Below are 13,267 nucleotides of genomic sequence, written 5' to 3' on the forward strand. Positions count from 1 at the left end.
TACGCGCTCGAGCTCACCGCCGAGAAGCGGCGCAACCCCGTCGACGACATCTGGAGCACGCTGGCTTCGGCGGTGATCAACGGCGACGACGGCGAGCAGTTTCGGCTGGCGGAAAACGAGTTGGAGATCTTCTTTTTCGTGCTGGCGTTCGCCGGCAGCGACACCACCAAGAACGCGCTGGCGGGCGGGGTGCAGGCGTTTGTGGCCAACCGGGAGCAGATCGAGCGCTACCGCGACGACTCGGCGGTGCGGCCGGCTGCCGTCGAGGAGGTGCTGCGCTGGACCACGCCGGTGGCCTACTGGACCCGCACCGCCAAGGTCGACATCGAGATCGACGACCGACACATCCCCGCACGCGACCGGGTGGTGTCGATGCTGCGGTCGGCCAACCGCGACGAAGAGGTCTTCGACGACCCGTTCGCCTTCGACATCGGTCGTGTGCCCAACCCACATGTGGCGTTCGGCGGCGGCGGGCCGCACTTCTGCCTGGGCGCCAACCTCGCCCGCGCCGAACTGCGCGCGGTCTTCGACGAACTGCTGCTGCGCTGCGACAACATCACCCTCGGGCCCGCGAAGGTGGCGTATCCCAACCTGGTCACCAACATGTCGATCTACGACGAGATGGCGATCTCGCTGACCGAGCGGTGAGGGGCTCTGCGGCAGGGTCGACCATGAGCGTCGACGCTCACGGTTATTTAGGCAGGGTGTATCGTGGCCCCGTTGTCGCCCTCCTCGCCTCCGGTCGCGAAGGCGACGCCCGTCGACAGCAACGCGGCACCACCAGTCCGCCCGCGGCGGCGCCAGGGTGCCAACAGAGGCTGCGCTCGTCAGAAGAGATTGGCCAAATTGTTAACAAGGTGCGAGGCGAACTCGACGGCCTCTGATTGGAAGATGGCCCAATCCGCTAGGTGTTCGGCTGACTCGAGTTCGGCGCTGCCGCCCCCATCAATCGCAGCGGCTAAATCGCCGATGATGCTAATTTGAAGGTTAGCGTTAGTTAGCCACTGCGATTCGATTGGTATGAACAAATATCGGTCAACCGGGCCCCACAGGGCACCAAGGTGCTCAGAGAGGGTGTTTTCTGCCGTCAGCAAGTCGTGTGTGTCTGAGAGATCCGGTGCGGTGTCCGGTAGCACCGCACCTGTTAGGTCGTGTGCCTCTATGGAGTCGTTCTCGAACAAAGCATCCCATACAGAGTTATCAGCATAAATGCTTGAACGGCCGTTCATGAACAACTCGTCCCTGGCGAGGTCGTTCACGATGAGGCCCATCTCGTCGACAAGGGTGTTAAACGTACCCTCGTCCGCGGTGAGCGCCACGGCTGGCACGCTGACGTTGGGTCCCGCCGGTGGCGCCGGAGTGCCAGCGATGACGCCGCCAACGACAATCGCCACGACACCGCCCGCGACGGATGGAGCGGAAAAGTGCATAACCCTATCTCCTTAATCTCCTTTGCGACGCTCGTCGTCGCCTCGACGCGGCGTGTGTGGTGCTTCGTCGTAACATTACGAGCACAGTATCAAAAGCTGAAGAGGTCCGCTAGACCGCTGGTTGATCCTGAGGCCGTATCAATGAGACCCGTAAAGGCATCACCTGGATCGATTGGCTGGGTGGCATCAAAGCTGCCGAACAGCGGAGTCAGATCCAGCTTTCCAAACGGTGTCACCAACGTGTCGGTGACAGTGCCACCGTCCTTGCCGGGAACATCCACGTAGACGTTTTCGAACCCGTGGCCCAGGTTGAACACGTCATAAACCGTCCCGTCTGCCGGTAGCGCTGAGTCCTTGACACTGTGCGCAGCTGCCACATCGGTGATGGCGAACTCGGTGTTGCTCATACCAAGAACGTTCGCGACGTCCTCATTGCTGTCAACGATACCGAGCAGGGTGGGGTCGGCGCCAGTGCTGTACACAAAGAAGGTTTGCGTCGCAAGAGGAAAGGAGGATCCCAGAAGGCCCACGCTGCCGCCACCGATGTCGATAACCGGTGCAAACCCAAATAGCGGGCTGACCGGCGTGAAGCCTTCCACCACCTTCGTGCCGTCGGTAATGTCGACGGGGTCGAAGGTGATCTGGCCGATGGTGAACGCGTCCTTGCCGGGAACATCAGGGAACTCCGCCGCCGGGGCTGACGCGGCCCCACTGCCGTCCGCATTGTCACCGCCAGCGAATGCCACACCCGCGGAGAGGAAGCCGACGGCGAGTAATCCACCTGCCGCAGCTCCAAAGACTAGCAGAACACGGCGGTACATAAATATCTCCTCACCAGTTGTTGATTAGTTGCCCGCTACCACAAGATATATTGTCAAATATTGTCAAGCCAGGTGAGATCACACAACCACGATGTCGCATTATAGAGCAAGTCATCAGCGCGAAGGAGGTCGTAACTTGCATCAGGCACCCCAGGGTTCGCACTTTCACCAAGTAGGTCTGGCTGACCCAAATCAATCACGTAAGTAGATACCACATCCTGACGTTGCAAAGCACTTTCGATCGGTCCAAGCAGGCCATATGTATTCGCCAGGCTCGACGCGAGGCTTGCAAAGTTGTGATAGAAATTTGAGAAGTCGTCCTCAATCTGCACTTGAGTGGCGATGACATTGAATCCGTTGGCGTCGGCCAAGTCTGCTTGTGGATTAAACTTTGAAAGTCCCCACGCAAGGCCGGCATCAATTGCTGAATTAACCGAAGTTAACTGCGCCTCGTCAGACACCAAGGTCGCGACAGTATTGACCGTCGTATCGCTATTTACGATCTTATCGGCATCAACTACATCACTCACTGCAGTGCTTTGCAACGAGTCGAGTCCTGAGGCGCTGTGGGTACCGGTCAACAATTCTGCCTGAGCGTAAGCGGACTGTTCAGCCGCCGCAGAATCGTCGGCGGGGGGGACCGGGACGGTCGGCACGGTGATGTCATCAGCGTGGGCTGCCGAGGTGATGACCAGTGACACCACAGCACCAGCAATTACGGCCCCAGCGCCCATACCGATACCTCGCATCCATTTACGGGCGCGGTGCACCAGCAGTGGCTTGTTAACCGATTGGCGATCGCTTTTCTTGACTTCGATCATTTCCCGTCTCATGACAGTCCTTTCAATCACAATTGTGGTGTGCTTTCGTGCGCGGTTCGGTGATCATTAACGTATGCTCAGAACGCCGATCCAATAGCTCCAGCAGCAGAAACGATGCCTGTGACATCGCTTACTGCAAATTCAAAAGTGTGAAACGTGTCATTCACGGCGATGATCGCGGACTCTACATCTTGTGTCGCGTCATAGGTATCGGAATTGATTGCGACGAATGCTGCCTGGCCTAACTCACTAATTTCAGCGTAAGCGCCACCGGCTCCGGCGGGATCTAGTACCGGACCAGTTAAGTTGTCCGATAGGTACGTATCGATGAGTTGGCTGAGCGCGCTGTCCGGATCAGCCGAAGCAACAGACGCGGCTTCGCCTGATAAATCCACACCGGGCGTTGCGTGAGAGGGTGGAGCGAACAATAGTCCCACAAGCGCCGCGGATGTAAACAAGCTAGTACTGCCACGTCGACCGATATTGAGACGGTTGAAAGTTACCATTTGAGCCTCCTTGACTGTAGGCCTACGGAATGTTGTTCCTACGTGAGCTAATCAATCGTTGAGGCGCTGCGCAACGTGCATTGTGCATAAAAACGTTTCGTATAGCAGTGCAAGGTGCACAGCGCAGCGCTTTCGCTGCGTCGGGGTGACCCGGGTTGTCCCGGGTTGTCCTGTGGCGGCGCCGGAAGTCGCGGGTTGGGCTGCCCCACGTTTCTCGGACTGCGGATCTGAGCAGTCGGGCGGCGGCGTGGAGGAGTCGGTAGCGCAGGGGTCGCCGGTTCGGCTTTGGGCAGCACGCCTTCGAAGAGCAACCGTCGCATCCGGCACAGCAGGTCGATGGCCACCGCGACCGCGGTGACCCAGGCGGTGTTGATGGCAAACGAGTAAAAGCCAGAGGGCCAGGGACCAGGATCCGCGTGCCGGCCGGCCAGTCGGCCAGTCGGTCACCGCCGGCGCTTGCGCGCAGCATCCCGGTCAACTCGGCAACAGCCGCATCCTCGCGGGCTTGCCCGGTGGCATCCAGTGCGGTCTGCCATCCGGTGTCGGGCATGGGCCGCGATCGCAGCCCGCACCCGCTCGTCGAGGCCGAATCCGACCGAATAGCCCACCGAGAAACCCGGGCTAGCATTGAGTTTTTCCAGGTGCTCGACGACGGCGTGGCTTGCCCCCGCCCCGTCGATGGTGATCAACAGTTTTGGCGCCAGGCGGGATCGCCGCGATCGCGGCGCCGATGATCGCAATGTGATCGGCTGAGATTGTTCGAACCCGCGGCCGTCTGGCGGCCATGTCGATCTTGCCTTCCGTATCGGGCAAGCCTCCCGACTCTGCCCAACACCCGGCTTGACAGGAGCTTATTAAGTCAAGTTAGATGCCTCATATGGCCGCGCGTCGCTAGCGCAGAGAGGTTATTAACTGTAAGGCTGGAGCCTTGTGGAGGTCGTGATGGACCTGTCGAAGAACCTGGGGGGACAGCCGTGTGAGCGGGTGCGCGTGTTGATACGGCAGTGCAGCCAGATGATCCTCGATACTTCTGAGCAGTGGCTCGACGAGCTGGACAACGCCGCACTGGAGTCGAAGTACCTCCGCGGCATCGCCGACGATCCAGTGGTCGTCGATGCGATCCGGCGAAGCAATCGGGAAAACTATCTGCATTGGGCGTCCGCCAACATCAGTCACCCCGGCGAGCCGGTGCCGGCCAATCTCGCCGCAGCGCCGCTCACCGCAGTCCGCATCCAGGCTTGCCGCGGGCTAAGCGAGGCGGCGGTGATGGACTGTTGCCAGCGCACCCAGGCGGCGACATTGCGGTTGTGGATGCAGACCGCGTTCAGATTGACAACTGACCCCGACGAGCTGAGCGAGCTCCTCGACATATCGGCGCGATCGATGCGATCGTTCACCGACGCCACGGTCACCGAACTCTGCGAGCGGGCACGCCTCGAAGCCGACCAGGACACCGGGGGGGGGGGGGGCACGCCGAGCACCGGGCGATCGTCGCACAGATCCTCGACGGGGTGGCGATTCCCCGACGCAACGCCGAAACCCGGCTCGGTTACCGTCTCGACCAGAACCACACCGCGGCTGTGATCTGGGCCGACGGAGCGAACACCAACCCGTCTGATCTGGACCTTGCCTCCAAGACGTTGATGCACACCGTCGAGGGAGGCCGGCCGTTGGCGTTGTGGGCCGATCCTGCCACCCTATGGGTGTGGCTGCCCGGTGCCGATGCCCTGGACCTGGCCGCGGTTGCCCGTGCCCTAGGTCAACTGTCCGGCGTGCGGATCGCGGTCGGGCCGACGGCAGCCGGCGTCGAGGGGTTCCGGCGCAGCCATCTCGATGCGCTCACCACTCAGCGCATGATGACACGCCCTGGTGTAACGACCCGGGTCGTCAGGTTCATCGACGCTCAGCTCGCCGCACTGATCACCGCCGACCGTGAAGAAGCGGATCGATTCATCAAACGCGTCCTCGGCGATTTCGAGTCAGCACCTCCAGAACTTCACCAGACAGTCCTCACCTTCATCCACGAGCAGTGCAACGCCACCCGGGCCGCCGCCCGCCTGTTCATCCACCGAAACACGTTGCTGCACCGGCTCGCTCAAGCCGACGAGCTACTACCGCAGCCGCTAAAAAACGCCAGCGTGCACATCGCGGCGGCACTGGAAGCCCTTCGGTGGCGAATCCCACCCAGCTCTTCTTGAGGACCCTTGGTTGGGCCCGGGCAGGCGGAGTGGACAAGGACTTCCGCAGGTGTCCGGCCTTCGTGTTCTGGTTTCCCCTGGCGGGGCCTGGTTTGCGGGGCGCCTCGATGAAACCGATGCCGTAGGCTTCGGCGATCTGGCCTGCGACGTCATGGTCAGTCAACCCGGCGCTGGATTGCCAGGCGGCGAGACGACCGAACTGGTCGCACTGTACACGGTAGCGCTATCAAAGTGCTACATTTGCGCTATGAGTGTGGAGATTCGGCAGTCAGAGCTACGAAACGAAAACGCCGCCGTCATGCGGCGGGTCGCCGCCGGCGAATCGTTCATCGTCACGGTCAACGGCCGCCCCGTGGCCGACATGGTACCACACCAGGAGACGAGCCGCCGCCCGTTCGTGCCCGCGACCGATGCGATAGCCGCGCTGACCGCAAGCCCACTTTCCGCCGAGGACGCGCAGCGGTGGTGGCACGACATCCGCGAAGGCTGCGACGAGCTAGCCGGGCCCGATACTCCCGAAGACCCGTGGGCACGCCAAACACCTGCCACCGGTGAGTAGCCAGCCACGCCGGGCGCTGCTGGATACCTCGGTCGTGATCGCCCCGCCGACTACACAGCAGGTGCATCGGTACGCCGACGAACTGGCGGTGTCGGTGATCACGATCGGAGAGTTGCAGTACGGCGTCACCGCCGCGACCGACCCACTAGAACAGACCCGCCGACGCCAGCGCGTACAGCACACGCTAGAGAAGTTCGATGTACTGCCGTTCGACATACCCACGACCGAATATTACGGCGCGATAGCAACATTGGTACGCCAGCAGGGAAGAAACCCGCGCACCAGACGCATGGATCTACAAATCGCCGCGACCGCAGCACGGCACGGCCTGACATTGCTGACACGCAACTCCGACGACTTTGCCGGGCTGGAGTCTGCGCTCACCGTCGTCAACCTGTCCAACGGACAACCCAACCAGCCGCCCCCACATTGCCTCTGAAGGCCGTCCCCGAGCGAAGACTGAAATTGCGCAATTCTGCCTGCCTGGATGGCCTGCTGCACTGGTCAGCCTGCCAGCCTAACCACTGATGGTCACGAGCTACGGCTGCGTTCCTAGAGCAGGGTGATCGCGACCGGGATACCGAGCTGATCAGTGGCGTTGGCCAAGCGTCTGTCGACGCTGATCATGGCGGCGGAACGTTCGGCGGCGACAGCGACATACAGGCCGTCGTAGATCGATATGTTGTGCCGCCAGACCCAGGCGGTGCGCAAAAGCAGTGCATCAGGGAGCACGTATTCGATGGCGAGTGCGGTGACGGCGTCGGCGGCGGCCTCGGCGTCCTCAAGCTCCAATTGCTTGCGCAATACGGCCTTGTGCAGGGTGCGGAGCACCTCGCCCGGCATGTGGGCCGGCGCGAGCCAGCCGTCGTCGCCGTTGAGGGCTGCGCGTGCCGCGTCGCCTTGGGGAGCGCTGCTCGTGAGCGCCAACACCAGCACGCCTGCGTCCACCACGATCACAGGCGAAAACTCACCCGTCGCGGTCAGCGCGGATGACGGCCGCCACTTCCTCGGCTGTCATGGTCAGGCTGCGATGACCAACCAACGCCTCCAAGAGCTGCCGGTTGCGCCCCGCCTGGTACTCCCGTTCCAACAGGGATCGCAGATACGTTTGGGTGGACTGGCCGCGCGCCTCGGCACGGGCCGCCAGCGCGTCGCGAACTTCTTCGGGGACATCTTTGATCTGAATCGCAACCACCATAGCCACAAGCTATCACATGCGCATGACATGCACATGTTCAGCGTGCTTGCAGTCAACAACGAATAACGATCACCGGACGCGCGGAAGCGGATCATTCATCGTTGTGGGATTGATACATTCGCTCTAGTGGAATAGGTACATTGAGCGCTGTGGTGACGGTACACTCATAGCGAGGGTCGAACATGTATCAGGCGAGGTTGGTCGACGGACTTCTGCGGCAGTACATGGCGGACTTTCCCGCCCTGCTGATCACCGGCCCGAGAGCGACAGGTAAGACCACCACAGCGGCCCGCCATGCCCGCAGCGTTGTGCGCTTGGACCGGAAGGCGGACGCCGAGGCGTACCGTGCGGATCCGGACTCGGTGCTGGCGAGGCAGTCTGAACCGGTTCTGCTCGACGAGTGGCAAGCCGTTCCCGAGGTGCTTGGCGCGGTGAAACGCTCTGTCGATCAGGATCCGCGCCCGGGACGGTTCGTGCTCACCGGTTCGGTCCGGGCGATGCTGTCCGCCGAAACGTCGAAATCGGCGACCTCGTCCACGGTCGCCGGGACCCGCACCTCCCGCAGGTCACGCACCGCCGCCGGAGCCAACCCCGGCCTCCTCGCCTTCACTCACCGTGAAAAACTATCAGCTGAAACGCAAACCATTCATCAGTGATGATGCCGCCTCATTACGGGGATTCGGCACAGCGACACGCCCGGAGTACCAGGTCCAGGCAGGAAACACGGGAGACGGGGCCAGCGGACAGCTCAGGAACTCACCGACTGTTGGTTATCTTTGCGCCGACGCGGTTTGCGCGGCGTGTCGCCGTCGTAGCGGGGCCGGAAGGAGGCTGCTTCGACTCCAGCAAAGCGCGTCTTCGCGGTATCAGGACATGTCTGCTCGCCCCGTAGGCTGAGCAACCATGGACTTGGAGTCTCGACCACCGTGGTCGAACAACGCGCCGCGTCGTCTTGGGGCGGCGCTTCGCGATGGAGTCGACCCGCCGATCGACTGCCCGTCGTACGCAGACGTCATGTTGTGGCACTTCGACCTGGGCCGCCGAGGTGCAGGATCAAATCGAGAACGGGAGTTGGTCGATCAGGTCGGAGTTGTTGGCTACCAAAGGAGGACGGCTGACACCGGATTTGCGGGTTAGCTCACGCCCAAAGACCCAAGACACATTAGTGGAAAAGCTGCAACGACAGCCCAGCCTGCAACTGAACGCCGTCCAAGACCTCGCTGGTGTTCGTGTTGACGCCGACCTGCTGTTGGGCGAACAAATGAGCCTCGCTCGGGAGATCGCCAGTCACTTCTGTGCGGACGAGTCAGCTATCCATGATCTGCGCGATGGCATGCACGCTGGTTACCGTGGCGTTCATGTCTGGTTTCGGTTGCCTGCTGGACGGGTCGAAATACAGATTCGGACGATTCTTCAAAGCTTGTGGGCGAACCTGTTTGAGAAGCTCGCAGATGAAGTCGGCCGGGGCATCCGCTACGGCGAACCTGTCGAACCGTCGTCCGGCGTAGACATAGGACGGATTCAGCGCACGGTGCAGAGCATGCAGGAACTCTCGGCAAAGGTGGCAGCTAGCGAAGCGGACTGGCAACGGCGTTCCGAGATCGAAGACCCTGGTCGGCGCGGAGTCGCGCTCGGGGCAGCCGCGATGGACAGGGCGATGTGGGTCGGTTCGGTGGCTTATGCTGCACAGAAGGCTAGTGGTGAGGCTGAGTCCTCCAAAGAGGAAGATGGGTGACATGGCTGGTTATGTCGTCGAATACAACCGGCACACCCACGAGCGGCGCATTACCGAGTTCGTAACCTCGCGCGAGGCGATGGAGTATCGGCTGAAGCTCGAAGCCGAGCGCACCGACAAGAACGTCGAGATCGCCGCGCTCGTTAGCAAGTCGCTAGACACCTTGAAGCAAACCCACTCGCGGTACTTCAGCGGCGCAGAGCTGGCTGCAGAAGACCGCATGCTGACCTGATGTAACGGACAGCGGGCTGCATCGCAGACGGAGAAATCTGACCTTCGAGGGGTGGGTGGGCCCGAGCGGAAACGGCACCGTGTGGTCGATCTGGCATACCGCAGCAGTGCTGCTGCACCCAGGGAATCAGCACGTCAAATCGCGCACGCGCACGAACCCGGCCAGCGCCGCCGACGGCCGGTACCCGGCTTCCGGGTCGGTTAAGGGCCACGCCAGCGACTTGACCTTCGCGGTGCGCGCCATGTCCTTGACCACGTCCGACGGTATCGGGCCGAATTCGGGCAGGTATCCCGGCGCTGTGGACTCACCGCTGATGGTGCTCTGCTCCGCCAGGATGTGAATCACCACATCGGTGGCCGGCTTGCGTTGTGCCGCCTGGCAATCCGATGAGCCACATTCGCAGCGCATCGCCTCCAGCCCGGCGGCCAGCGCACCCAGCGCATCAGCGCGACGCTGTTCCTTGCCGCGGGGATCGTCGCGACATACCGTGTCGGCCAAGGCATCGAGCCTGCGGTCCAGCGCGGCACCGTCGGTGGCGTGCAACTCCGCCCAGATACCGGCCAGCCCGGAATCCACCGGCCCGATCTCGACATAGCGATCTTCGTTGCGCAGCCCTGGCACCCGCCGACCGGCCGGGTCAAACCGGGCGATCCACATGTCTGAGCGCCCCACCACAGCAGCGTCGTCGGCGCCAACGAATGCCTCGGTGGCCTGCGACGATACACCGGATTCGAACATTTTTCGATAGCCTTTGCTGGTGGGCAACGAGGATCAGCAGCGTCTGGTTGACACCAATGGTGTCCGGTTACGGGTCATCGAAGCCGGTGATCACCGTGCTCCGGCGGTGATCTTGGCCCATGGCTTTCCGAGCCTCGGCTATTCGTGGCGCCGGATCGTCCCCGCGCTCGCGGGTGCCGGCTACCACGTGCTCGCCCCGGATCAGCGCGGATTCGGTGGCTCGTCACAGCCGGAGGCGCCGCAACTTCGACCGCAACTGGCAGATCCTGGCCGAACCGCCGGCGCCCACGGTCGCGGTGCCGGTGCTGGTCATCGTCGGCACCAACGATCCGACGCAGGGCTTCACTCCACGCGACCGGGCCACCGAAGTGGTCACCGGCCCTTACCGCGAGGTGACGCTGGACGGCGCGGGCCATTGGCTGCAGGAGGAACGCGCCGACGAGGTCAATGCAGAACTCCTACGATTCCTCGCTGACTTCAAGTGGGGCTGATCGCTCGATGCGCGCGGCTGTCCGCATAACGATCCGCGGCGGACGCTGCGCATTAGTCAGCGCCACAACGGGTGTTCGGCCAGCCAGGCGTCGGCGATCGTCTGCGGATCGGCGCCGCCGGCCACCCGGCGGCGCATGTCGATCAGCGCCGCGGTTTCCAGCGCCCCGGCCACCTGGTTGACCGCCAACAGCTGCGGTTCGGCTAGCTCGTTGCGCCGATACAACGACACCACGTTCTCGGCGCGCACCAGCGCCGGTGTGCCGTCGGTGAGCACCACCAGGTCATCGGGTACGTCGGGATCAGCGGTGGTGGTCCAGGCCGTGGTGACCTTCCGTGCCCGTAGTGCCGCGAACAGCGCTGCGTCGTCGGGGAATTCGCGTGCAGCCGGCATGCGGCACCGGCCAACCGACGACGGCGTCCGGACGCCCGCTATGCCGCCAACGACCAGGTGGTCGCAGTGGGGAGGTAACAGCCGCAGGTCGGTGCCGCCCCACGACGCGGCGGTGGATCTGGTCACGGCCAGCGCCGGCTTGTCCTCGGCGGCGGTGGCGTAGTCACCGGCGGCGATCCCCTCCGGCAGGGCACCGACCATCGCCCGGTAGACCTGCCGATCCGATCGCACCGTCGCCCCCGGGGCGAAGATCGCCAGCAGCCGGCCGGTGAATCCGGGGGCCACGGTCACCGCCCCGGAGTCCAGCTCGCCGACCGGGTCGGCGGCGGTCTGAACGTGCGCCGCCGCTCCCGAGCCGCGCAGCGCAGCCGCGTATACCGACGCCAGGATCAGCGACTCGGGATCGGGCGTCGCCCCGACGGCCAGCGACGGCTGTCCGGGCCCGCCGCTACAGCCGGCCAGCAGCAGGGCCACCAGCCCGATGATCGGCCTCGATCGCCGCAACGGTGTCCCTCAGGAGAACGGGGGCGCCGGGTGTACCGGGTCGGCCGCTGCTGCGACCGCCTCGGCCACCGCGGGCCCCACCCGGGGATCGAGCGGGCTGGGCACAATCTTCTCCGGTGCCAGTTCGTCGCCAATGACGGAGAAGATCGCCTCGGCAGCAGCGAGCTTCATCGCTTCGGTGATCCGACGGGCACCGGAATCCAGCGCCCCGCGGAACACCCCGGGGAACGCCAGCACGTTGTTGATCTGGTTAGGGAAATCGCTGCGGCCGGTCGCCACCACCGCCGCATACTTGAGGGCCAGGTCCGGGTGGATCTCCGGGTCGGGGTTGGACAGCGCGAACACCACGCCACCGGGTGTCATCGACGCGATCAACTCCTCCGGGACCACGCCGCCGGAGGCACCCAGAAACACGTCGGCACCGTCGAGCGCTTCGATCATGCCGCCGGTGCGTCCGGTCGGGTTGGTGCGCTGGGCGAGTTCGGCTTTGACACTGTTCATATCGGTGCGCTCAGGATGCAGGACGCCCTGCGAATCCAGCACGGTGATATCGGAAACACCAACGGAAAGAAGGATGTTGGCACATGCCACACCGGCCGCTCCTGCTCCCGCGATGACGATCCGCAACGATGCCATGTCGCGGCCGAGCACTTTAGCCGCGCCCTGCAACGCCGCCAGCACCACGATCGCGGTGCCGTGCTGGTCGTCGTGCATGACGGGGCAGTCCAACGCTTCGACCGCGCGGCGTTCGATCTCGAAGCAACGCGGCGCCGAGATGTCCTCCAGGTTGACCGCGCCGAACGTCGGCCGCAGCCGCACCAAGGTTTCCACGATCTCTCCGGGGTCCTTGGTGTCCAACACGATCGGGATGGAGTCCAGACCGCCGAAGATCTTGAACAGCGCGCTTTTGCCCTCCATCACCGGCAGTGCTGCCGCCGCACCGATGTCGCCCAGGCCGAGCACTGCACTGCCGTCGCTGACCACCGCGACGAGCTGGTTCGCCCAGGTGTAGCGGGCAGCCAGGGTGTGATCGGCGGCGATCGCGCGGCTGACCTGCGCCACCCCCGGGGTGTAGGCAATCGACAGCGCCCGCTGAGTGTCCAGCGGCGCTTTCACCTGCACCGAGATCTTCCCGGCGACGTGGGCTTCGAAGATCTCATCTTCGCCGACGACGATCTGCGGGCTTTTCACCTCTCGGGGCGCGGCTTCAGGCATCGGTAGTCAGGGTACTGCGCACGTACCGGTGGTGTGATTGCAAGCCTGGCGGTCCTGTATCAGATGAGTCCGAGCCCGGTAACGGCGTCGCGCTCGTCGGCGAGTTCGGCGGTCGACGTGTCGATCCGGCCGCGGGAGAACTCGTCGATCTCCAAGCCGCTCACGATGCTCCAGTCGCCATCGAAGGTGGTCACCGGGAAGGAGGAGATGAGACCCGCCGGCACGCCGTAGCAGCCGTCGGAGATCACCGACATCGACACCCAGTCCCCCGCCGGGCTGCCGAGCAGCCAGTCCCGGGCGGCGTCGATGGTCGCCGACGCCGCCGAGGCGGCCGACGAGGCGCCGCGGGCGTCGATGATCGCCGCGCCGCGCTTGGCGACGGTCGGGATGAAGTCGTTCTCGATCCAGGCCTGGTCGCCGACCACCT

Annotated in this window: 16 protein-coding genes and 3 pseudogenes; 9 read left to right on the forward strand and 10 right to left on the reverse strand. The window is 63.6% G+C overall.

What is annotated here, in order from left to right:
* A partial coding sequence (locus tag AC2VOP_RS12670; protein ID WP_486961297.1) for a cytochrome P450 occupies positions 1–648 on the forward strand: 648 nt, incomplete at its 5' end.
* 179 nt (positions 649–827) lie between these two features.
* Here AC2VOP_RS12670 and AC2VOP_RS12675 read toward each other — a convergent pair.
* The 4 genes from AC2VOP_RS12675 to AC2VOP_RS12690 form a co-directional block, all read right to left on the reverse strand.
* Positions 828–1,430 (reverse strand): hypothetical protein, encoded by a 603-nt coding sequence (locus AC2VOP_RS12675; RefSeq protein WP_486961298.1) that lies wholly within the window; start codon positions 1,428–1,430, stop codon positions 828–830.
* A gap of 89 nt (positions 1,431–1,519) precedes the next feature.
* On the reverse strand, positions 1,520–2,251 hold the full coding sequence (locus tag AC2VOP_RS12680; protein WP_486961299.1) for a hypothetical protein: 732 nt from the start codon (positions 2,249–2,251) through the stop codon (positions 1,520–1,522).
* A 53-nt stretch (positions 2,252–2,304) separates the two neighbouring features.
* Positions 2,305–3,072 carry a hypothetical protein gene (locus tag AC2VOP_RS12685; protein ID WP_486961300.1) on the reverse strand — a complete coding sequence of 256 codons (768 nt, stop codon included), beginning with the start codon at positions 3,070–3,072 and terminating at the stop codon, positions 2,305–2,307.
* 77 nt (positions 3,073–3,149) lie between these two features.
* Positions 3,150–3,578 (reverse strand): hypothetical protein, encoded by a 429-nt coding sequence (locus tag AC2VOP_RS12690; protein WP_486961301.1) that lies wholly within the window; start codon positions 3,576–3,578, stop codon positions 3,150–3,152.
* A gap of 930 nt (positions 3,579–4,508) precedes the next feature.
* Between AC2VOP_RS12690 and AC2VOP_RS12695 the strand changes: the two genes are divergently transcribed.
* The 4 genes from AC2VOP_RS12695 (at position 4,509) to AC2VOP_RS12710 (ending at position 6,774) form a co-directional block, all read left to right on the forward strand.
* On the forward strand, positions 4,509–5,162 hold the full coding sequence (locus AC2VOP_RS12695) for a hypothetical protein (protein WP_486961302.1): 654 nt from the start codon (positions 4,509–4,511) through the stop codon (positions 5,160–5,162).
* Positions 5,090–5,776 (forward strand): PucR family transcriptional regulator, encoded by a 687-nt coding sequence (locus AC2VOP_RS12700; RefSeq protein ID WP_486961303.1) that lies wholly within the window; start codon positions 5,090–5,092, stop codon positions 5,774–5,776. Before AC2VOP_RS12695 ends, AC2VOP_RS12700 begins: the two co-directional genes overlap by 73 nt.
* Before the next feature lie 247 nt (positions 5,777–6,023).
* The gene (locus AC2VOP_RS12705) at positions 6,024–6,335 is read left to right on the forward strand and encodes a type II toxin-antitoxin system Phd/YefM family antitoxin (protein ID WP_486961304.1); all 312 of its coding nucleotides are present in this window, start codon (positions 6,024–6,026) and stop codon (positions 6,333–6,335) included.
* Positions 6,328–6,774 carry a PIN domain-containing protein gene (locus AC2VOP_RS12710; protein WP_486961305.1) on the forward strand — a complete coding sequence of 149 codons (447 nt, stop codon included), beginning with the start codon at positions 6,328–6,330 and terminating at the stop codon, positions 6,772–6,774. The genes AC2VOP_RS12705 and AC2VOP_RS12710 overlap by 8 nt, the downstream gene beginning before the upstream one ends.
* A 113-nt stretch (positions 6,775–6,887) precedes the next feature.
* On the opposite strand, the gene AC2VOP_RS12715 is transcribed toward AC2VOP_RS12710, so the two are convergent.
* Positions 6,888–7,292, reverse strand: a complete 405-nt coding sequence (locus AC2VOP_RS12715) for a type II toxin-antitoxin system VapC family toxin (RefSeq protein ID WP_486961306.1) — start codon at positions 7,290–7,292, stop codon at positions 6,888–6,890.
* A gap of 10 nt (positions 7,293–7,302) precedes the next feature.
* Positions 7,303–7,533, reverse strand: a complete 231-nt coding sequence (locus AC2VOP_RS12720) for a FitA-like ribbon-helix-helix domain-containing protein (protein WP_486961307.1) — start codon at positions 7,531–7,533, stop codon at positions 7,303–7,305.
* 197 nt (positions 7,534–7,730) lie between these two features.
* Here AC2VOP_RS12720 and AC2VOP_RS12725 point away from each other — a divergent pair, with 197 nt between their 5' ends.
* The 3 genes and pseudogenes from AC2VOP_RS12725 (at position 7,731) to AC2VOP_RS12735 (ending at position 9,500) form a co-directional block, all read left to right on the forward strand.
* Positions 7,731–8,189, forward strand: coding sequence for an AAA family ATPase (locus AC2VOP_RS12725; protein ID WP_486961308.1), 459 nt, complete (start codon positions 7,731–7,733; stop codon positions 8,187–8,189).
* A 247-nt stretch (positions 8,190–8,436) separates the two neighbouring features.
* Positions 8,437–9,268, forward strand: a pseudogene (locus AC2VOP_RS12730) (GTP pyrophosphokinase).
* A 1-nt stretch (position 9,269) separates the two neighbouring features.
* Entirely contained in the window at positions 9,270–9,500 is a 231-nt protein-coding gene (locus AC2VOP_RS12735; protein WP_486961309.1) for a hypothetical protein, read from the forward strand.
* Between the two features lie 126 nt (positions 9,501–9,626).
* Here the strand turns inward: AC2VOP_RS12735 and AC2VOP_RS12740 are convergent, their stop codons facing one another.
* Positions 9,627–10,238, reverse strand: a complete 612-nt coding sequence (locus AC2VOP_RS12740) for a DUF222 domain-containing protein (protein WP_486961310.1) — start codon at positions 10,236–10,238, stop codon at positions 9,627–9,629.
* Positions 10,239–10,257: 19 nt separating this feature from the next.
* Between AC2VOP_RS12740 and AC2VOP_RS12745 the strand changes: the two are divergent.
* A pseudogene (locus AC2VOP_RS12745) lies at positions 10,258–10,729 on the forward strand (alpha/beta fold hydrolase).
* Between the two features lie 56 nt (positions 10,730–10,785).
* Here the strand turns inward: AC2VOP_RS12745 and AC2VOP_RS12750 are convergent.
* From AC2VOP_RS12750 to AC2VOP_RS12760, 3 genes and pseudogenes are all read right to left on the reverse strand, one after another.
* Positions 10,786–11,625: a glycine betaine ABC transporter substrate-binding protein gene (locus AC2VOP_RS12750; RefSeq protein WP_486961311.1), complete on the reverse strand. Its 840-nt coding sequence runs from the start codon at positions 11,623–11,625 to the stop codon at positions 10,786–10,788.
* A gap of 9 nt (positions 11,626–11,634) precedes the next feature.
* Entirely contained in the window at positions 11,635–12,840 is a 1,206-nt protein-coding gene (locus AC2VOP_RS12755) for an NAD(P)-dependent malic enzyme (protein ID WP_486961312.1), read from the reverse strand.
* 59 nt (positions 12,841–12,899) lie between these two features.
* Positions 12,900–13,267, reverse strand: a pseudogene (locus AC2VOP_RS12760) (malate dehydrogenase); the annotation flags it as partial.

The organism is Mycobacterium sp. TH-M106, assembly GCF_057473765.1.